This is a genomic window from Enterobacter cloacae complex sp. P1B, assembly GCF_014982345.1.
Taxonomy (GTDB): domain Bacteria; phylum Pseudomonadota; class Gammaproteobacteria; order Enterobacterales; family Enterobacteriaceae; genus Enterobacter; species Enterobacter bugandensis.
In genome coordinates, this window is sequence record NZ_JADCLF010000004.1 from 10,281 (window position 1) to 30,782 (window position 20,502).

14 protein-coding genes and 1 CRISPR repeat array are annotated in these 20,502 nt (G+C 56.8%); of the genes, 9 read left to right on the forward strand and 5 right to left on the reverse strand.

Annotated features, from left to right (window positions below):
- A CRISPR array of direct repeats spans positions 1-501; the repeat unit is 19 nt; unit sequence CGTACAGGCAGCTTAGAAA.
- Between the two features lie 229 nt (positions 502-730).
- From infA to trxB, 5 genes are all read right to left on the reverse strand, one after another.
- Positions 731-949: a translation initiation factor IF-1 gene (infA, locus tag INF77_RS03020; protein WP_002211347.1), complete on the reverse strand. Its 219-nt coding sequence runs from the start codon at positions 947-949 to the stop codon at positions 731-733.
- Positions 950-1,233: 284 nt separating this feature from the next.
- Positions 1,234-1,938 carry a leucyl/phenylalanyl-tRNA--protein transferase gene (aat, locus tag INF77_RS03025; RefSeq protein ID WP_041910636.1) on the reverse strand — a complete coding sequence of 235 codons (705 nt, stop codon included), beginning with the start codon at positions 1,936-1,938 and terminating at the stop codon, positions 1,234-1,236.
- A gap of 45 nt (positions 1,939-1,983) precedes the next feature.
- A complete protein-coding gene (gene cydC, locus INF77_RS03030; protein WP_047362713.1) occupies positions 1,984-3,705 on the reverse strand; it encodes a cysteine/glutathione ABC transporter ATP-binding protein/permease CydC in 1,722 nt (573 codons plus the stop codon).
- Positions 3,705-5,471 (reverse strand): cysteine/glutathione ABC transporter permease/ATP-binding protein CydD, encoded by a 1,767-nt coding sequence (cydD, locus tag INF77_RS03035; protein WP_028012554.1) that lies wholly within the window; start codon positions 5,469-5,471, stop codon positions 3,705-3,707. Before cydD ends, cydC begins: the two co-directional genes overlap by 1 nt.
- Before the next feature lie 114 nt (positions 5,472-5,585).
- Positions 5,586-6,554 carry a thioredoxin-disulfide reductase gene (gene trxB, locus INF77_RS03040; protein WP_193532695.1) on the reverse strand — a complete coding sequence of 323 codons (969 nt, stop codon included), beginning with the start codon at positions 6,552-6,554 and terminating at the stop codon, positions 5,586-5,588.
- Between the two features lie 544 nt (positions 6,555-7,098).
- Here trxB and lrp point away from each other — a divergent pair.
- From lrp to INF77_RS03085, 9 genes are all read left to right on the forward strand, one after another.
- Entirely contained in the window at positions 7,099-7,593 is a 495-nt protein-coding gene (gene lrp / locus INF77_RS03045; protein WP_000228469.1) for a leucine-responsive transcriptional regulator Lrp, read from the forward strand.
- Between the two features lie 135 nt (positions 7,594-7,728).
- Positions 7,729-11,424, forward strand: coding sequence for a DNA translocase FtsK 4TM domain-containing protein (locus INF77_RS03050; RefSeq protein ID WP_060572716.1), 3,696 nt, complete (start codon positions 7,729-7,731; stop codon positions 11,422-11,424).
- A 127-nt stretch (positions 11,425-11,551) separates the two neighbouring features.
- Positions 11,552-12,166 (forward strand): outer membrane lipoprotein chaperone LolA, encoded by a 615-nt coding sequence (gene lolA, locus INF77_RS03055; RefSeq protein WP_028012557.1) that lies wholly within the window; start codon positions 11,552-11,554, stop codon positions 12,164-12,166.
- Between the two features lie 9 nt (positions 12,167-12,175).
- Positions 12,176-13,519: a replication-associated recombination protein RarA gene (gene rarA, locus INF77_RS03060; RefSeq protein ID WP_193532696.1), complete on the forward strand. Its 1,344-nt coding sequence runs from the start codon at positions 12,176-12,178 to the stop codon at positions 13,517-13,519.
- A gap of 92 nt (positions 13,520-13,611) precedes the next feature.
- On the forward strand, positions 13,612-14,904 hold the full coding sequence (gene serS, locus INF77_RS03065) for a serine--tRNA ligase (RefSeq protein WP_008499983.1): 1,293 nt from the start codon (positions 13,612-13,614) through the stop codon (positions 14,902-14,904).
- A 211-nt stretch (positions 14,905-15,115) separates the two neighbouring features.
- Positions 15,116-17,560, forward strand: a complete 2,445-nt coding sequence (gene dmsA, locus INF77_RS03070; protein ID WP_193532697.1) for a dimethylsulfoxide reductase subunit A — start codon at positions 15,116-15,118, stop codon at positions 17,558-17,560.
- Positions 17,561-17,570: 10 nt separating this feature from the next.
- Complete coding sequence (locus INF77_RS03075) at positions 17,571-18,188, forward strand: DMSO/selenate family reductase complex B subunit (protein ID WP_014883208.1); 618 nt, start codon at positions 17,571-17,573, stop codon at positions 18,186-18,188.
- A gap of 1 nt (position 18,189) precedes the next feature.
- A complete protein-coding gene (locus INF77_RS03080) occupies positions 18,190-19,053 on the forward strand; it encodes a dimethyl sulfoxide reductase anchor subunit family protein (RefSeq protein WP_150143215.1) in 864 nt (287 codons plus the stop codon).
- Between the two features lie 275 nt (positions 19,054-19,328).
- Positions 19,329-20,477 (forward strand): MFS transporter, encoded by a 1,149-nt coding sequence (locus INF77_RS03085; protein WP_049136505.1) that lies wholly within the window; start codon positions 19,329-19,331, stop codon positions 20,475-20,477.
- Positions 20,478-20,502: the final 25 nt, after the last annotated feature.

The window sequence follows — 20,502 nt, forward strand, 5'->3', positions numbered from 1 at the left end:
CGTACAGGCAGCTTAGAAAACCTGCAACGAATTAATCAGGCTTGGACTGCTGTGCACTGCCTTACAGGCAGCTTAGAAACAAAATGGGTCGGTAAAGCGGCGTGGGGCGCTGGTGCACTGCCGTACAGGCAGCTTAGAAATCCAACATTGCAGTAAGACACCCGCCGCTTAAGTGCACTGCCGTACAGGCAGCTTAGAAAATGACGTCTTCATAATCCAGCCCCTGTAAGGCGTGCACTGCCGTATAGGCAGCTTAGAAAATAAAAATCGGCTGGCCGTCGGCGCGGTGTATGTGCACTGCCGTACAGGCAGCTTAGAAAGTCACGTTTTCCCAGCCGCCGATCTCGATCACGTGCACTGCCGTACAGGCAGCTTAGAAAATATGAAAATGGCGGGGTTATCCCCGCCCTACGTGCACTGCCGTACAGGCAGCTTAGAAATTAACGAGAGCGACGATTTCCCCGATCGAGACGGTGCACTGCCGTACAGACAGCTTAGAAATTCAATCGAATTAACCGACAGTACCGGGAGTAGTGCACTGCCACACGCAGCTCAGCAAAATAGAAAATAAGGCCTAACAGTCGTCGCACCGTGCACTGTCGAACAGACAGCCCCAAATCTCAAACGAACCGCCAACTAATTGTTCAAATAATCAACAGCACCACTAAAAAATAAGGCCGGGAATATCCCGGCCTTATTTAATATTCATCTGCCATTACAGGCGAAAAAATTAGCGACTACGGAAGACAATGCGGCCTTTGCTCAGGTCGTACGGGGTCAGTTCAACAGTCACTTTGTCGCCCGTCAAAATGCGGATGTAGTTTTTGCGCATTTTACCGGAGATGTGCGCAGTTACCACGTGACCGTTTTCCAGCTCTACGCGAAACATGGTATTAGGCAACGTATCAAGTACGGTACCCTGCATTTCAATATTGTCTTCTTTGGCCATCTAATCCTCTGGGGTATCACTACCAAGTTTTGAACCGGCAAGATAATGCCGAAATTCATCAATTAAGTAAAGAATTGCGCGATTAAAACGCAGCAAAACAGTTTCGGCGCATTGCCCAAGCGTCACGGTACAACCGAACAGGAAGCGCATTCGTAAAGGGGAGACAACAGGATAAACGTCAGGACGTTATCTGAAGCGAGGGTCCCAAACGGCGGCGGGGCAACAGGCAGAAGCTACTCTGCGGCATAATTATAACACCCTCACAAAAAATATGCGGAAAACATTTAAGCATTGGGCATAAAGAGCGTTCTGGGGATCCAGAAGTCGCGTGGGAGCTTCTCCTGACGGCAGGCGTCCAGATGCTCGATATACTGTCGTCGCGGGATGTCAACTGCACCGAGAGAGGCCGTGTGCTCGTTCAGCACCTGACAATCGATCAGGCGTCCGCCGCGCTGGGCAAAGGCCTCGCAGAAGACCAGCAGCGCGGTTTTCGAGGCGTTAACCGCACGGGAGAACATCGATTCGCCGCAAAACAGCGTCCCTTGCGCCACGCCGTACATGCCGCCAACCAGTTCCCCCTTTTCCCAAACCTCAATGGAGTGGGCGTAGCCAAGCTCATGGAGCTGGTGATAGGCGTTGACGATATCGCGGGTGATCCACGTCCCTTCATGGCGATCTTCGGCACAGCCTTCTATCACCTGCCCAAAGGCGTGATTCAGCGTGACGCGATATGGGGATTTTGCATGGAAACGCTTCATGCTGCGGCTCAGATGGAACTGCGCTGGCCACAGCACGGCGCGCGGGTCGGGAGACCACCATAAAATCGGGTCGCCGGGAGAAAACCACGGGAAGATGCCGCGCTGGTAGGCCATTAATAGCCGCGCAGGGCTAAGGTCACCGCCAAGGGCCAGCAGCCCGTTGGGCTCACGCAGCGCTCCCTCCGGCGAAGGAAACGCGATGTTATGACGAGAAAGCTGGACCAGGCGCATGACAGCAAAACTCCAGTACGCGAGTGAGGACGCTACAAATATAGTCTACAGACGCTGTTTGAACTGGTAGTAGCGACCCTGTTTCGCCAACAGCTCTGCGTGACTACCTTGCTCAATAATGTGTCCGTTGTCCATCACAATTATCCGATCAAAACTTGCCAGCCCGCGCAGGCGGTGCGTCACCATCAGGACGGTTTTTCCTGCCATAACGTTTGCCAGTAAATCAAGGATTTGACTCTCGGTTGTCGCATCAAGCCCTTCTGTAGGTTCGTCGAGCAGCATCAGAGGTGCATCATGCAGCAGCGCACGCGCAATGGCCAGACGGCGCAGCTCTCCGCCGGAAAGCTGACGACCGCCTTCTCCCAGCCAGCTGTTCAGTCCTTCGTCCTCAAGCAGCTTTTGCAGTCCGACCTGCTCCAGTACGGCGCGAAGATCATCGTCCGAAGCCTCTGGCGCGGCCAGCAGCAGGTTATCGCGCAGGGTGGCGCTAAACAGATGCACGCGCTGTGGAACAACGCTCACGGTCTTGCGCAGGGCCTGCTCGCTGAAATCAGTCAGCAACGTGTTATTAAAACGAATCTGACCGTGCTGTGGATCCCAGGCGCGCGTCAGCAGCTGCAGCAACGTCGACTTACCGCAGCCGGTACGGCCGAGGATCGCAATCCGCTGCCCTGCATTAACGGAAAGGTTGATACCCTCCAGCGCGTTCTGCGCCTGTTTGTCATAGGCGAAGGTCACGTTATCAAGCGTCAGCGCCACCTGCTCAGGCACGGTGGTTTGCCCGGCACTGAACGTGACTTCAGGCTCCTGTTCGGCAATCTGAGTGATGCGCAGGGCAGAGGCGATCACCTGTCCAAGATGCTGGAAAGCGCCCGTCACCGGGGCCAGTGCCTCAAATGCGGCGAGCGCGCAGAAAACAAAGAGGGCAATAAGAGGGCCTGGCTGGGTATTACCGCCAATGCCGCCGGAAGCCAGCCACAGCATGGCGATCACCGCCACGCCGCCGATTAACACCATCAGCGCCTGCGAGAAGGCCGTCAGTTCCGACTGGCGGCGCTGGGCTTCATGCCAGTTCAACTCCGTACTTTCCATTCGGGCACGGTAGCGCTTGCTGGCACCAAAAATGGTTAGCTCTGCCTGGCCCTGAAGCCAGGAGGTCAGCTGCTGGCGGTAATCCCCGCGCAGCCGCGTCAGGTTTTCCCCGGTGGATTTTCCGGCGCGGTAAAAGAGCGGCGGCAGAATGATAAGCGTCAGCAGCATGATCCCGCCCAGCGTCAGCGCAACGGGAACATCCAGAACGGACAGCCCCAGCGTAACTACCACAATCACCACAAACGCGCCCACTATCGGGGAGATCACCCGCAGGTAAAGGTGGTCCAGCGTGTCGACATCCGCAACGACACGGTTCAGTAATTCGCCCTGGCGAAAACGCGCCAGCCCGGCAGGGGAGAGGGGAAGCAGTTTGCTGAAGGTGTAAATGCGCAGGTGCTGCAGGACGCGGAACGTCGCGTCGTGGCTGACCAGCCGCTCGAAATAGCGTCCGGCAGTACGGGTAATGGCGGTACCCCGCACGCCTGCCGCCGGCAGCATATAGTTGAAGCTGTATAATCCGGCGAACCCGGCTACGGCGGAGGCCGACAGGAACCAGCCGGAAAGCGTGAGCAGGCCGATGCTGGCAAGCAGCGTGACAATCGCCAGCACGATCCCCAGCGTCAGCATCCACTTGTGGCGTTTATAGAGCGCAAGATAAGGCAGCAGAGCACGCATCAGATGTCCTCCTGACGGTTCGCCAGCAGGGCGGCGAACGGCCCCTGCGCGGCAACAAGCGCGGCGTAATTGCCTTGCTCAACAATATGACCGTTTTCCATCACCCAGATCTCATCCCAGTCAGCAATGCCTTCCAGCTGATGGGTAACCATAAGGGTGGTTTGCTGCAGGGAAGCGGCGCTCAGGGCCGCCATGACGCGCTGCTCGCTGTGTGAATCCAGGCTGGCAGCAGGCTCATCCAGCAGCATCAGCTGGCACGGGTTCAGCAGCGCACGGGCGACGGCCACGCGCTGTGCCTGGCCGACAGACAGCCCGGCAGACTGATCGCCTACCACGGTATCGACACCCTGCGGGAGAAGCGGCAGAAATTCACTGACCCACGCGCGGTCAAGAACGGACTGCAGTTCATCTTCACGAGCATCCGGGCGTGCCAGGAGCACGTTTTCGCGCAGCGTGGAAGCAGGTAGCTGAGGGTTTTGTCCGACCCAACTGAGCTGCTTACGCCAGGCGTCGGGATCGAGATTACGCAGTTCAGTTTTGTTTATCCGCAGCGAACCGGTGTAGGCCATAAAACCGGATAACGCATTCAGCAGAGAACTCTTCCCTGAACCGCTGGTGCCGACCAGCACCACGCGTTTTCCGGCGGGCAGGCTAAAGTTCAGCGGGCCGGCCAGCACTTTTCCTTCCGGCGAGAGAATGCAGAAATCGCTCGCGTCGACGGTTACCGGCTCTTTAGCGTTCAGCGCCACGTCACCGCGCTCCGGATGCGCCAGCGGCGTCTCCAGGAAGGTTTTCAGGCTGTCGGCCGCGCCAACGGCCTGCGCTTTGGCATGATAGAAGGTCCCCAGGTCGCGAAGCGGCTGGAAAAACTCCGGAGCCAGGATGAGCGCGAGGAAACCGGCAGAGAGGGTCACCGCAGTGCCGTAGTGGCCGAAATCCAGCGCGCCGAGATAGGAGAAACCGAAATAAACCGCCACGAGGGCAATCGACAGCGAGGTAAAGAATTCCAGCACGCCGGACGAGAGGAACGCCAGGCGTAACACTTCCATCGTGCGCTGGCGGAAGTCCTGTGATGCCAGGCGAATATTCTCGGTTTCCGCTTCACCGCGACCAAAAATACGCAGGGTTTCCATCCCGCGCAGACGATCGAGGAAATGTCCGCTCAGCCGGCCCAGCGCCAGGAAGTTGCGGCGGTTGGCATCAGCCGCACCCATGCCGACCATCGCCATAAACAGCGGGATCAGCGGGGCGGTCCCCAGCAGGATCAGCGCCGCCACCCAGTTAACCGGGAAGATGGCAATAACAATCAACAGCGGCACAAAAACCGCCAGCGCCATCTGCGGAAGATAGCGCGCGTAGTAATCGTGCATATCGTCGATCTGCTCAAGGATCAGCGTCGCCCAGCTTCCGGCCGGTTTACCCTGGATCCACGCGGGCCCGGCTTCCTGCAGGCGGTCGAGCACCTGACGACGGATCTCGTAGCGGATATGCTGTCCGGCGTGGAAGCCAACACGTTCACGCAGCCACACCACCCAGGCGCGCAGGACAAAAACCAGGATCAGAACGATAAAGGGCAGCAGGAGCGCTTCACGGGGAATGTTCTCCATGATCATGTGATTAAGAATGCGGGCCAGCAGCCATGCCTGGGCAACAATCAACAGACCGCTAACGAACCCCAGAAGACGGGAGATCGTAAGCCAGCGGCGGGAAATAACGCTTTGCTGTTTCAGCCAGCGTGTTAACTCTTGTTGACGGGTTTTTTCCATTGCGTATTTTGCAGGTGACGTTATAAGAAATTAGACATCTGCATGTTACACGCGAGCAAAAATAAAGGCGACCTGTGGCCGCCTTTATTTACGTTTGTTACTGACTTGTAAAGATTATTTACCTTGTTCCGCCAGTCCATCGAGGTAGCGTTCAGCGTCCAGCGCGGCCATACAGCCGGTGCCCGCAGAGGTGATCGCCTGACGATAAATATGGTCCATCACGTCACCGGCAGCGAACACGCCCGGGATGCTGGTCTGGGTCGCGTTACCGTGAATGCCGGACTGCACTTTGATATAGCCGTTTTCCAGATCCAGCTGGCCTTCGAAGATCGCGGTGTTCGGGCTGTGGCCGATTGCCACAAACAGGCCCGCCACTTCCAGCGTTTCGACGTTATCGGTGTTCTGGGTATCACGAATGCGCAGACCCGCAACGCCCATCTGATCGCCCGTGACTTCTTCCAGGGTACGGTTGGTGTGCAGAACGATGTTGCCGCTCGCCACTTTATCCATCAGGCGCTTAATAAGGATCTTCTCGGCGCGGAAGGTGTCACGACGGTGGATCAGATGCACCTCGGAGGCAATGTTCGCCAGGTACAGCGCTTCTTCCACCGCTGTATTACCGCCGCCGATAACCGCGACTTTCTGGTTACGGTAGAAGAAACCGTCGCAGGTCGCACAGGCAGAGACACCGCGGCCTTTGAACGCTTCTTCAGACGGCAGGCCGAGATAGCGGGCAGAGGCGCCGGTGGCAATGATTAGCGCATCGCAGGTGTATTCACCGCTGTCACCCGTCAGGCGGAACGGACGGTTCTGCAAATCCACTTTATTAATGTGGTCGAACAGGATTTCGGTTTCGAATTTGGCGGCATGCTCGTGCATGCGTTCCATCAGCAGCGGCCCGGTCAGATCGTTCGGGTCGCCCGGCCAGTTTTCCACTTCCGTGGTGGTGGTCAACTGACCGCCTTTTTCCATGCCGGTGATCAGAACCGGCTGCAGGTTTGCGCGTGCAGCATAGACCGCCGCGGTATATCCCGCAGGTCCAGAACCAAGGATTAACAACTTACTGTGTTTGGTCGTGCCCATGAGATCCCCATTGTTGTTGGCAGGCAATGGGCTGGATTGTAGGGAATTTGTTGCCGTAAAAAAAGAGCACTGGGATTTTGCTTTCGATATATGTAATAGCTGCGCCCGATGAATCCCGTGCCGTTACATCACGTTTTCTACTGAAAACCGCTCGTTTATAAAGCAGTAAAATGAGGATTAATACCCCCCCGTAATGAATATCCGGCATCTTGTACTAAAAAACGATGTTTTGCTTTGACAATCCCCTGCGCATTTGCGAAAACATTCAAGGAAGAAAAAAAACCGCGTTAACCGTATGCCGCATAGGCATGCACGTAAATGCCATTTTTACCGTGTCAGTGAAATCTACGCATGGCGTGGACAGACGCCATACGTGATGTCGGTGACAGCCTTCGGGCAGCGGTCTTCTTACCAACAGAACCCGAATCCGCATCGCGTCTAATACATAACCAGGCGATGTGATGACTAACGGGTACAGGCTCTGAACAGTGATGTGCACAGGGTCCAGGCAGGAGTAGGGAAGGAATACAGAGAGACAATAATAATGGTAGATAGCAAGAAGCGCCCTGGCAAAGATCTCGACCGTATCGATCGTAACATTCTTAATGAATTGCAAAAGGATGGGCGTATTTCCAACGTCGAGCTTTCAAAACGTGTGGGACTTTCCCCGACGCCGTGCCTTGAGCGTGTGCGCCGACTGGAAAGACAGGGTTTTATTCAGGGCTATACGGCTCTGCTGAACCCGCATTATCTGGATGCCTCACTTCTGGTATTTGTTGAGATTACTCTGAATCGTGGTGCGCCGGATGTGTTTGAGCAATTTAACGCCGCTGTACAAAAACTTGAAGAAATTCAAGAGTGTCATCTGGTGTCCGGTGATTTCGACTACCTGTTGAAAACCCGTGTGCCTGATATGTCCGCCTACCGTAAGCTGCTGGGGGAAACCCTGCTGCGTCTGCCAGGCGTGAACGACACCCGTACCTATGTGGTGATGGAAGAGGTCAAACAGAGCAATCGTCTGGTTATTAAGACGCGCTAACACGGAACAGGTGCAAAATCAGCGTAGTTTGATTACACTCCTGTTAATCCATACAGCAACAGTGCCGGGGAGTCCCGGCGCTGTTGTCCGTTTTAGCAAACAGGCAGGATATGCCTGATACCTGGAGAGCCTTTCTTGAGCCAGGAATACACTGAAGACAAAGAAGTCACACTATCGAAGCTAAGCAGCGGACGTCGTCTCCTCGAGGCTTTGCTGATCGTTATTGCCCTTTTTGCCGTCTGGCTGATGGCAGCCTTACTCAGTTTCAACCCCTCCGATCCCAGCTGGTCGCAAACCGCGTGGCATGAGCCTATCCATAATTTAGGCGGCGTACCCGGAGCCTGGCTTGCGGACACGCTCTTTTTCATTTTCGGTGTGATGGCCTACACCATTCCCGTCATAATCATTGGCGGATGCTGGTTTGCATGGCGTCATCGTCAGAACGATGATTACATCGACTATTTTGCAGTTTCCCTGCGCCTGATTGGCGCCCTGGCGCTGATCCTCACCTCCTGCGGGCTGGCGGCGATTAATGCCGATGATATCTGGTACTTCGCCTCCGGTGGGGTGATTGGCAGCCTGCTGAGCTCTGCGCTACAGCCGATGCTTCACAGCAGCGGCGGTACGCTGGCGCTGCTCTGCATCTGGGCGGCCGGGCTGACGCTGTTTACCGGCTGGTCATGGGTGAGCATTGCCGAGAAGATCGGCAGCTTTATTCTTACGATCCTGACCTTCGCGAGCAACCGTACCCGCCGCGACGACACGTGGGTCGATGAAGAAGAATATGAAGATGAGTACGAAGAGGAAGACGATGCGCCGGTGCAACGTCGTGAATCTCGTCGTGCTCGTATTCTGCGCGGTGCCCTGGCGCGTCGCCAGCGCGTTGCTGAAAAATTTGCCAACCCGCTTGGACGTAAAACCGACGCGGCGCTCTTCTCCGGTAAGCGTATGGATGAAGACGAGCAGGTGGAGTACCGCGCTGCGGGTAGTACAGTCGATCCTGATGATGTGCTTTTCTCCGGCAACCGTGCGATGCCGGGTGATTTCGATGAATACGATCCGCTGCTTAACGGCCATACCGTTACCGCGCCGGTTGCCGCGGCCGCAGCCGCAACGACAGCATCACAGGCGTATGCCGCGCCTGTCGAAGCCGTGATGCCATCCGCGCCGGTTCCGCCTCCGGAATCCGCTATTCAGCAGCCTCAGGTTGCCTGGCAGACCGCGCCGGGTGTCCACACGCCGGAGCCTGTTATCGCGCCGGAACCAGAGAGCTATATCCCCGTGCAGCAGGAGCAGTGGCAGCAGCCTTATCAGCCGCCGCAACCTGAGTATGAACAGCCGCACTATGAGCAGCCTGTGGCCCAGCCTTATCAGGAGTACGTGCCTGAACCGGTTGAACCTGTGCAGCCTTATGTCGAGCCTCAGCCTGAACCTGAGGTGGTGGAAGAGGTGAAACCGTCTCGTCCGCCAATGTACTATTTTGAAGAAGTTGAAGAACGCCGTGCTCGTGAGCGCGAACAGCTGGCGGCATGGTATCAGCCTGTGCCTGAACCGGTGCAGGAACCTGCGCCAAAAGCCCCGTCGGTTTCGGTTCCACCGGTCGACCCGACGCCTGCTGTTGCCCCCGTAGCGGAAAGCGTGAAGCAGGCTACCGCAGCCGCAGCGGCGGCGGCACCTGTCTTTAGCCTGGCAACGGGCGGTGCGCCGCGTCCGCAGGTGAAAGAGGGAATTGGTCCGCAACTGCCTCGCCCTAACCGCGTCCGCGTTCCAACTCGTCGTGAGCTTGCCTCCTATGGGATCAAGCTGCCTTCCCAGCGGATGGCCGAAGAGAAAGCGCGTGGAACGGACTACGAAGATGATGCTGATGAAATGCAGCAGGACGAGCTGGCGCGCCAGTTCGCCGCGCAGCAGAATCAGCGCTACGGTGAAGACTATCAGCATGATGAACCGATGCTGGAAGACGAAGATGACGCGGCTGAAGCCGAATTAGCGCGTCAGTTTGCGGCAACCCAGCAGCAGCGTTACTCAGGTGAACAGCCAGCTGGTGCGAACCCGTTCTCATTATCGGATTTCGAGTTTTCGCCGATGAAAGATCTGGTGGATGATGGCCCGAGCGAGCCACTGTTCACCCCGAGCGTGATGCCTGAAGCAGAGCCTGTGCGCCAGCCGCCAGCGCCGCAGGCACAGACTTACGCGCAGCCGCAGCAACCTGTTCAGCAGCCGTATGCGCAACCGCAGCAGCCACAACAGCAGCCGCCGCAGTACCAGCAGCCAGCACCGCAGCCGCAGGAGAGCCTGATTCACCCGCTGCTGATGCGTAACGGTGATAGCCGTCCGCTGCAGCGTCCGAGCACGCCGCTGCCGTCGCTGGATCTGCTGACGCCGCCACCGGCTGAAGTCGAACCGGTTGATACGTTTGCCCTGGAGCAGATGGCCCGTCTGGTGGAAGCCCGTCTGGCAGACTTCCGCATCAAGGCGGACGTGGTGAACTACTCGCCCGGTCCGGTGATCACCCGCTTCGAACTGAACCTGGCGCCGGGCGTCAAAGCCGCGCGTATTTCTAACCTCTCCCGCGACCTGGCGCGTTCTCTGTCGACCGTGGCGGTACGTGTGGTGGAAGTGATTCCGGGTAAACCGTACGTTGGCCTTGAGCTGCCGAACAAGAAACGTCAGACCGTTTACCTGCGTGAAGTGCTGGATAACACCAAGTTCCGCGATAACCCATCTCCGCTGACCGTGGTGTTGGGTAAAGATATCGCCGGCGACCCGGTAGTGGCAGACCTCGCGAAAATGCCTCACCTGCTGGTAGCGGGTACCACCGGTTCCGGTAAATCGGTCGGCGTGAACGCCATGATCCTTAGCATGCTCTACAAAGCGCAGCCTGAAGACGTGCGTTTCATCATGATCGACCCGAAAATGCTCGAACTGTCGGTCTACGAAGGCATTCCGCACCTGCTGACGGAAGTGGTCACCGACATGAAGGACGCCGCCAACGCCCTGCGCTGGAGCGTCAATGAAATGGAGCGTCGCTACAAGCTGATGTCTGCGCTGGGCGTGCGTAACCTGGCCGGTTATAACGAGAAGATCGCCGAGGCGGCGCGCATGGGGCGTCCGATTCCGGACCCATACTGGAAGCCGGGTGACAGCATGGATGCCCAGCATCCTGTGCTGGAGAAACTGCCTTATATCGTCGTACTGGTGGATGAATTCGCCGACCTGATGATGACCGTCGGGAAGAAAGTGGAAGAGCTGATCGCGCGTCTGGCACAGAAAGCGCGTGCGGCAGGTATTCACCTGGTGCTGGCGACCCAGCGTCCGTCCGTGGACGTTATCACCGGTCTAATTAAGGCGAATATTCCGACCCGTATTGCGTTTACCGTTTCGAGCAAAATCGACTCCCGTACCATTCTTGACCAGGGCGGCGCTGAGTCGTTGCTGGGAATGGGGGACATGCTGTACTCCGGTCCGAACTCCACCTCTCCGGTGCGCGTACACGGCGCGTTTGTTCGCGACCAGGAAGTACACGCCGTGGTGCAGGACTGGAAGGCGCGCGGACGTCCGCAGTACGTTGACGGCATTACCTCCGACAGCGAAAGCGAAGGCGGCGGTGGTGGCTTTGACGGCGGCGAAGAGCTGGATCCGTTATTCGACCAGGCGGTTAATTTCGTTACTGAAAAACGCAAAGCGTCCATCTCTGGCGTGCAGCGTCAGTTCCGCATCGGCTATAACCGCGCGGCGCGCATCATCGAGCAGATGGAAGCGCAGGGCATTGTGAGCGAGCAGGGGCACAACGGTAACCGTGAGGTGCTGGCTCCGCCGCCGTTTGATTAACCTTCAGCGATTGCAAAGAAGGGTAAATCAGCAAAAATTAAGCATATTCTTCTGTCGCCTGCCTTCGGGCAGGTCCAGAATAGAAACGGAAACCCCATTTCGGGAAGACGTATTTTAAGGAATAACAATGAAAAAAATCGCCATCGCCTGTGCATTACTCACCAGTTTTGTAGCCAGCAGCGTCTGGGCTGATGCAGCCAGCGACCTTAAAAGCCGACTGGATAAAGTAAGCAGCTTCCACGCCAGCTTCACGCAAAAAGTGACGGACGGCAGCGGCAATGCGGTGCAGGAAGGACAGGGTGATTTGTGGGTGAAACGCCCCAATCTGTTTAACTGGCATATGACCCAGCCGGATGAGAGCATCCTGGTTTCTGACGGTAAAACCCTGTGGTTCTTCAACCCGTTTGTTGAGCAGGCCACTGCGACCTGGCTGAAAGACGCTACCAGCAATACACCGTTTATGCTGATCGCCCGCAACCAGACCAGCGACTGGCAGCAGTACAACATTAAACAGAACGGTGATGAATTTGTCCTGACGCCGAAAGGCAGCAACGGCAATCTGAAGCAGTTCACCATCAACGTCAGCACCAACGGTACCATTAATCAGTTCGGCGCGGTTGAGCAGGACGATCAGCGCAGCAGCTACCAGCTTAAGTCTCAGCAAAACGGCGCCGTTGACGCATCGAAATTCACCTTTACCCCGCCGCAGGGCGTAACGGTGGACGACCAACGCAATAAGTAAGAGGCGTGAGTGAGCAACCTGTCGCTCGATTTTTCAGATAATGCGTTTCAACCTCTGGCCGCCCGTATGCGGCCAGAAAATTTAGCGCAGTACATCGGTCAGCAGCATCTGCTGGCTGCGGGGAAACCCTTGCCGCGCGCTATTGAGGCGGGGCATCTGCACTCCATGATCCTCTGGGGGCCGCCCGGCACCGGAAAAACCACGCTCGCTGAAGTGATAGCCCGCTATGCCAACGCGGACGTTGAGCGTATCTCGGCGGTAACGTCTGGCGTGAAGGAGATCCGCGAGGCGATCGAGCGCGCGCGTCAAAACCGCAATGCCGGACGCCGCACCATTCTCTTTGTCGATGAAGTCCACCGCTTCAACAAGAGCCAGCAGGATGCTTTCCTGCCGCACATTGAGGACGGGACGATCATCTTCATTGGTGCGACCACCGAAAACCCGTCGTTTGAACTCAACTCGGCGCTGCTGTCCCGCGCCCGCGTCTACCTGCTTAAATCCCTGACCACGGAAGATATCGAAAAGGTTCTGACCCAGGCAATGGACGACAAAGCGCGGGGTTACGGTGGGCAGGATATCGTTCTGCCTGACGACACGCGACGTGCGATTGCGGAGCTGGTCAACGGCGATGCGCGCCGCGCGCTGAACACGCTCGAAATGATGGCCGATATGGCAGAAGTAGACGATGCGGGCAAGCGCGTATTGAAGCCTGAACTGCTCACCGAAATTGCCGGCGAGCGCAGCGCGCGTTTCGATAATAAAGGCGACCGTTTCTACGACCTGATCTCGGCTCTGCATAAATCCGTACGCGGCAGTGCGCCGGATGCGGCGCTCTACTGGTACGCACGTATCATTACCGCAGGTGGCGATCCGCTATACGTTGCGCGCCGCTGTCTGGCGATTGCGTCAGAAGATGTTGGCAATGCCGACCCGCGCGCCATGCAGGTTGCGCTTTCAGCCTGGGACTGCTTCACCCGCGTAGGCCCGGCGGAAGGCGAACGCGCCATTGCGCAGGCAATTGTCTATCTGGCCTGCGCGCCGAAAAGCAATGCGGTCTATACCGCGTTCAAAGCGGCGATGTCGGATGCGCGCGAGCGCCCGGACTACGATGTGCCGGTTCATCTGCGCAATGCGCCAACCAAACTGATGAAAGAGATGGGTTACGGGCAGGAGTATCGCTACGCCCATGATGAGCCTAACGCCTACGCCGCCGGGGAGGAATATTTCCCGCAGGAGATGGCACAAACGCGCTATTATCATCCCACAAACAGAGGTCTTGAAGGCAAGATTGGTGAAAAGCTCACCTGGCTCGCCGGACAGGATCAAAATAGCCCTATAAAACGCTACCGTTAGTTCAATCGTTGCGGTAATGTTGGCAATTGTATCCTTGTGACCGCAGGCTGTGGTCACATTTCCTATTTTAATTCGATAAGCACAGGATAAGCATGCTCGATCCCAATCTGCTGCGTAATGAGCCAGACGCAGTCGCTGAAAAACTGGCACGCCGGGGCTTTAAGCTGGATGTAGATAAGCTGCGCGCTCTTGAAGAGCGTCGTAAAGTACTGCAGGTACAAACTGAAAATCTGCAGGCAGAGCGTAACTCTCGATCGAAATCCATTGGCCAGGCGAAAGCGCGCGGGGAAGATATTGAGCCATTACGCCTGGAAGTGAACAAGCTGGGTGAAGAGCTGGATCAGGCGAAAGCGGAGCTGGACGTTCTTCAGGCCGAAATTCGTGACATCGCTCTGGCTATCCCGAACATTCCTGACGACAGCGTGCCTGTCGGCAAAGACGAGAACGACAACGTTGAAGTGAAGCGCTGGGGTACGCCTCGCGAGTTTGACTTCGAAGTGCGCGATCACGTGACGCTGGGCGAAATGCACGCGGGCCTGGACTTTGCCGCTGCGGTTAAGCTGACCGGCTCTCGCTTCGTAGTAATGAAAGGTCAGATTGCCCATCTGCACCGCGCCCTGGCGCAGTTCATGCTGGATCTGCACACCGAGCAGCACGGCTACAGCGAAACCTATGTTCCGTATCTGGTTAACCACGATACGCTGTACGGTACAGGCCAGCTGCCGAAATTTGCCGGCGATCTGTTCCATACCCGTCCGCTGGATGAAGAAGCAGACAGCAGCAACTATGCGCTGATCCCAACCGCGGAAGTGCCGCTGACCAACCTCGTGCGTGATGAGATCATTGACGAAGATGATCTGCCAATCAAGCTGACGGCACACTCTCCGTGCTTCCGTTCAGAAGCCGGTTCTTACGGTCGCGACACCCGTGGTCTGATCCGTATGCACCAGTTCGACAAAGTCGAGATGGTGCAGATCGTCCGTCCGGAAGAATCCATGGACGCGCTGGAAGAGATGACTGGCCATGCGGAAAAAGTGCTGGAGCTGCTGGGCCTGCCGTATCGCCGCATGGCGCTGTGCACCGGTGACATGGGCTTTGGTGCCTGCAAAACCTTCGACCTGGAAGTCTGGGTGCCTGCACAGAACACCTACCGTGAAATCTCCTCCTGCTCTAACGTCTGGGATTTCCAGGCGCGCCGCATGCAGGCACGCTGCCGCAGCAAATCTGACAAGAAAACCCGTCTGGTGCATACCCTGAACGGTTCTGGTCTGGCTGTTGGCCGTACGCTGGTTGCCGTGCTGGAAAACTACCAGCAGGCAGATGGCCGCATCGAGATCCCTGAAGTGCTGCGTCCATACATGAAAGGCCAGCAGTACATCGGCTAATTCTTTGCCTCACAACAAAAAAGCGCCTTCGGGCGCTTTTTTTATGCCTCTGAATTGACACGACGCAATACCCCCTCCCTCTAAAGTAGTAATACTCCTCCGAATGAAAGTCAGCATAAGACGCTGATAACGAAGAAATTCGTTATTTACAAAACTATATAGCGGTTCTTGCCGCCTCTTTTTTCTTTGTGAGCAACCAAAGTGAGTCTCTATGAAAATCAAAGCGCCTGAAGCGTTAATGGCTGCCGAGGTCACTCGCCGTGGGTTGATGAAAACCACGGCAATAGGCGGCCTGGCTGTAGCCAGCAGCGCCTTCACGCTCCCTTTTACCCGGCTGGCGTCGGCGGCGGACGCACTATCCGCAGCCGCAGCTCCGGAAAAAGTCGTGTGGAGTGCGTGTACCGTAAACTGCGGTAGCCGTTGTCCGCTGCGTATGCACGTGGTGGATGGCGAAATTAAGTATGTCGAAACCGACAACACCGGGGACGATAACTACGAAGGGTTACACCAGGTTCGCGCCTGCCTGCGCGGTCGCTCCATGCGTCGCCGCGTCTACAACCCGGATCGTCTGAAATACCCAATGAAGCGTGTCGGTAAGCGTGGGGAAGGGAAGTTTGAGCGCATTAGCTGGGACGAAGCCTACGACATTATCGCCACCAACCTGCAGCGCCTGATCAAAGAGTACGGCAACGAGTCCATCTATCTGAACTATGGCACCGGGACGCTGGGCGGCACGCTGACCCGCTCCTGGCCACCGGGTAAAACGCTGGTCGCGCGTCTGATGAACTGCTGCGGCGGTTATCTCAACCACTACGGCGACTACTCTTCCGCGCAGATTGCCGCAGGTCTGAACTATACCTACGGCGGCTGGGCCGACGGCAACAGCCCGTCCGATATCGAAAACAGTAAGCTGGTCGTCCTGTTCGGTAACAACCCGGGCGAAACCCGCATGAGCGGCGGCGGGGTGACGTACTACCTCGAACAGGCCCGCGCCAAATCCAATGCCCGCATGATCATTATCGATCCGCGCTATACCGACACCGGTGCCGGGCGCGAAGATGAGTGGATCCCCATTCGTCCCGGTACCGATGCGGCACTGGTTTCCGCGCTGGCGTGGGTGATGATTACTGAAAACCTCGTCGATCAGCCGTTCCTTGATAAATACTGCGTCGGTTATGACGAGAAAACGCTGCCAGCCAGTGCCCCTGCCAATGGTCACTACAAGGCATATATTCTCGGCCAGGGCAGCGACGGCGTAGCGAAAACGCCGGAGTGGGCCTCCACCATCACCGGTATTCCGGTCGAGCGCATTGTTCAGCTGGCGCGTGAGATAGGTTCAGCTAAACCGGCCTACATCAGCCAGGGCTGGGGACCGCAGCGTCATGCGAATGGTGAAATCGCCACCCGCGCTATCTCCATGCTTTCAATTCTGACCGGCAACGTCGGCGTTCATGGCGGTAACACCGGCGCGCGCGAAGGTTCTTATGAAGTGCCGTTTGAGCGGATGCCGACGCTGGATAACCCGGTTCAGACCAGCATCTCCATGTTTATGTGGACTGACGCAATCGAGCGCGGTCCGGAAATGACCGCGCTGCGCGACGGCGTTCGGGGCAAAGACAAGCTGGATGTGCCGATCAAGATGATCTGGAACTACGCCGGCAACTGCCTTATCAACCAGCACTCGGAAATCAACCGCACCCATGAAATTCTGCAGGACGACAAGAAGTGCGAGATGATTGTGGTGATCGACTGCCACATGACCTCCTCGGCAAAATATGCCGATATTCTGCTGCCGGACTGCACCGCGTCTGAGCAGATGGATTTCGCGCTGGACGCTTCCTGCGGCAACATGTCCTACGTGATCTTTACCGACCAGGCCATCAAGCCGCGCTTCGAGTGCAAAACCATCTATGAGATGACCTCCGAACTGGCGAAGCGATTGGGCGTCGAACAGCAGTTTACCGAAGGGCGTACTCAGGAAGGGTGGATGCGCCATCTGCACGAGCTCTCTCGTAAAGCCATTCCAGACCTGCCGGACTTCGACACCTTCCGCAAGCAGGGCATGTACAAGCAGCGTGACCCGGAAGGGCATCACGTGGCGTATAAAGCGTTCCGTGAAGATCCGCAGGCGAATCCGCTGACCACGCCGTCGGGCAAAATCGAAATCTACTCCGAAGCGCTGGCAAAAATCGCGTCTACCTGGGAGCTGCCGGAAGGAGATGTTATCGATCCGCTGCCGATCTACACGCCGGGGTTCGAAAACTATAACGATCCGCTGACGGCGAAATTCCCGCTGCAGCTGACCGGTTTCCACTATAAGGCGCGTGTGCACTCCACCTACGGCAACGTTGACGTACTGAAGGCCGCCTGCCGCCAGGAGATGTGGATCAACCCGATGGATGCCAAAGCACGTGGTATCCGTAACGGGGATCGCGTGCGTATCTTTAACGGTCGCGGCGAGGTACACATTGAAGCCAAAGTAACACCGCGCATGATGCCTGGCGTAGTGGCACTGGGGGAAGGGGCCTGGTACAGCCCGGATGCCAACGGCATCGACCAGGCAGGCAGTATTAACGTCCTGACCACGCAGCGTCCGTCGCCGCTGGCGAAAGGCAACCCGTCTCACACAAACCTTGTCCAGGTTGAAAAGGTTTAAGGAGTAACCGATGACAACCCAGTATGGATTTTTCATTGATTCCAGCCGTTGCACCGGGTGCAAAACCTGCGAGCTGGCCTGTAAAGATTATAAAGATCTCACCCCGGACGTGAGCTTCCGCCGCATTTACGAATACGCCGGGGGCGACTGGCAGGAAGATAACGGCGTCTGGCATCAGAACGTCTTTGCCTATTACCTGTCGATTGCCTGTAACCACTGTGAAGATCCGGCCTGCACTAAGGTGTGCCCAAGCGGGGCGATGCACAAGCGGGAGGACGGTTTTGTGGTGGTGGATGAAGATGTCTGCATCGGCTGTCGCTACTGCCATATGGCGTGCCCGTACGGCGCGCCGCAGTACAACGCCGCCAAAGGACATATGACCAAGTGCGACGGCTGCCACAGCCGCGTAGCGGACGGCAAAAAGCCAATCTGCGTCGAGTCCTGCCCGCTGCGCGCGCTGGATTTTGGTCCGATAGAAGAGCTGCGTCAGAAACACGGTCAGCTTGCCGCAGTGGCACCGCTGCCGTCAGCGCACTTCACCAAGCCGAGTATTGTCATTAAACCTAACGCCAACAGCCGTCCGACGGGTGACACCACCGGCTACCTGGCAAATCCGAAGGAGGTGTGAGATGGGAAGTGGATGGCATGAATGGCCGCTGATGATCTTCACGGTCTTTGGGCAGTGCGTAGTGGGCGGCTTCATTGTTCTGGCGCTGGCGCTGTTAAAAGGGAACCTCAATGCCGAACAGCAGCAGCGTTTAGTGTTGAGCATGTTTGGCCTGTGGGTGCTGATGGGGATTGGATTTATCGCTTCTACGCTGCACCTGGGCTCACCGATGCGCGCGTTCAACTCCCTGAACCGCGTGGGGGCGTCGTCGCTCAGTAACGAAATTGCCAGCGGGGCAATCTTCTTTACCGTCGGCGGGCTGGGGTGGCTGCTGGCTGCGTTGAAAAAATTGCCTGCGGGCCTGCGCAGCCTGTGGCTGATCGTCACCATGGTACTGGGCGTGGTGTTCGTGTGGATGATGGTGCGCGTCTATAACACCATCGATACCGTTCCAACCTGGTACAGCTTCTGGACGCCGATGAGCTTCTTCCTGACGATGTTTATCGGCGGGCCGCTGCTGGGCTACCTGCTGCTGCGCGTGGCGGGGGTAAACGGTTGGGCAATGCGTCTGCTGCCAGCCGTTTCGCTGCTGGCGCTGGTGGTGAGCGCGATGGTCGCCCTGATGCAGGGGGCCGAGCTGGCAACCATTCACAGCTCTATCCAGCAGGCTTCTGCACTGGTGCCGGACTACGGTTCGCTGATGGCCTGGCGCGTGGTGTTGCTGGCAGCTGCGCTGGTGTGCTGGATCGCCCCTCAGCTTAAAGGTTATCAGCCTGCACTGCCGCTCCTGTCACTGGCTTTTGTGCTGGTGCTGGCAGGGGAGTTAATTGGTCGCGGTGTGTTTTACGGCCTGCATATGACGGTCGGTATGGCTATCGCCAGCTAATTTCATTTTTCGTTATAAAAAGCCGGGACATAGCGCCCGGCTTTTCTTTTTTTCATTCATGAAATTTTTCGACTGTCGCTTTGTTTTAATTTCGGTCATTAATAAATAAAAACAGATACATAATTAATATCTATAGCAGGCGCTGCATTAGCAGGATAAGTTTTTTAAATCGACAGGGAACATATTGTGCGAGCCGGTTAAATCTGTGGATTGACTTTGTTTTTGCCAGTGGCATGATGCGCACGAAATCTGAACTTCCTCACGGTTTTTAATCCATGACCACCTATACCCGGCCAGTGCTCCTGTTGCTCTGTGGCCTGCTTCTGTTGACCCTGGCGATCGCCGTGTTAAACACGCTCGTCCCGCTGTGGCTCGCCCATGAAAACTTACCGACCTGGCAGGTGGGTATGGTCAGCTCGTCCTTTTTTACCGGGAACCTGTTGGGCACATTATTAACCGGTAGCCTGATTAAGCGTTTTGGCTTTAATCGCAGCTATTATCTGGCCTCGCTGATTTTCGCTGCCGGGTGTGCCGGTCTGGGTCTGATGGTGGGCTTCTGGAGCTGGATGGCATGGCGCTTTATCGCCGGCATCGGCTGCGCGATGATTTGGGTGGTGGTTGAAAGCGCGCTGATGTGTAGTGGTACCTCCCGCAACCGCGGACGTCTGCTGGCGGCCTATATGATGGTTTACTACGTCGGTACCGTTCTGGGTCAACTGATGGTCAGCAAACTGCCAACCGACCTGATGAGCGTGCTGCCGTGGGTAACCGGCATGGTGCTGGCCGCGATCCTGCCGCTGCTCTTTACGCGCATTGTGAACCAGAACAGCGAACATCAGGAAGCGACCCACGTCTGGCCGATGTTGAGACTCCGTCAGGCGCGTCTTGGCGTAAATGGCTGTATTATCTCGGGAATTGTACTGGGCTCGCTCTATGGCCTGATGCCGCTCTACCTGAATCATCAGGGCGTCAGCGATTCCGGAATTGGTTTCTGGATGGCGGTGATGGTCAGTGCGGGTATTGTGGGGCAATGGCCGATTGGCCGCCTGGCGGACCGCTTTGGTCGTCTGCTGGTGCTGCGCGTTCAGGTCTTCGTGGTGATCATGGGATGCCTTGCGATGCTCAGCAACGCCGCGATGGCGCCTGCACTGTTTATTCTCGGGGCCGCAGGATTCACGCTTTACCCCGTCGCGATGGCGTGGGCCTGTGAGAAAGTAGAACATCACCAGCTCGTGGCAATGAACCAGGCGCTATTATTAAGCTATACCATCGGTAGCCTGCTGGGACCGACATTTACCGCGATGCTGATGCAGAATTATTCCGACAATTTGCTGTTTATCATGATTGCCAGCGTGTCGTTTATTTATCTCCTGATGCTGCTGCGCAAAGCGGGCGAGCATCCAACCCCTGTGGCGCACGCCTGATTAAATAAAAGCCTGTCGATGACAG

Bases quoted from the DNA above. Each gene is read 5' to 3' on its own strand.
- cydC (WP_047362713.1), bottom strand. From the start codon at position 3,705: ATGCGTGCTCTGCTGCCTTATCTTGCGCTCTATAAACGCCACAAGTGG.
- trxB (WP_193532695.1), bottom strand. From the start codon at position 6,554: ATGGGCACGACCAAACACAGTAAGTTGTTAATCCTTGGTTCTGGACCT.
- INF77_RS03085 (WP_049136505.1), top strand. From the start codon at position 19,329: ATGACCACCTATACCCGGCCAGTGCTCCTGTTGCTCTGTGGCCTGCTT.
- INF77_RS03080 (WP_150143215.1), top strand. From the start codon at position 18,190: ATGGGAAGTGGATGGCATGAATGGCCGCTGATGATCTTCACGGTCTTT.
- infA (WP_002211347.1), bottom strand. From the start codon at position 949: ATGGCCAAAGAAGACAATATTGAAATGCAGGGTACCGTACTTGATACG.
- lolA (WP_028012557.1), top strand. From the start codon at position 11,552: ATGAAAAAAATCGCCATCGCCTGTGCATTACTCACCAGTTTTGTAGCC.
- serS (WP_008499983.1), top strand. From the start codon at position 13,612: ATGCTCGATCCCAATCTGCTGCGTAATGAGCCAGACGCAGTCGCTGAA.
- lrp (WP_000228469.1), top strand. From the start codon at position 7,099: ATGGTAGATAGCAAGAAGCGCCCTGGCAAAGATCTCGACCGTATCGAT.
- aat (WP_041910636.1), bottom strand. From the start codon at position 1,938: ATGCGCCTGGTCCAGCTTTCTCGTCATAACATCGCGTTTCCTTCGCCG.
- cydD (WP_028012554.1), bottom strand. From the start codon at position 5,471: ATGGAAAAAACCCGTCAACAAGAGTTAACACGCTGGCTGAAACAGCAA.
- dmsA (WP_193532697.1), top strand. From the start codon at position 15,116: ATGAAAATCAAAGCGCCTGAAGCGTTAATGGCTGCCGAGGTCACTCGC.
- INF77_RS03075 (WP_014883208.1), top strand. From the start codon at position 17,571: ATGACAACCCAGTATGGATTTTTCATTGATTCCAGCCGTTGCACCGGG.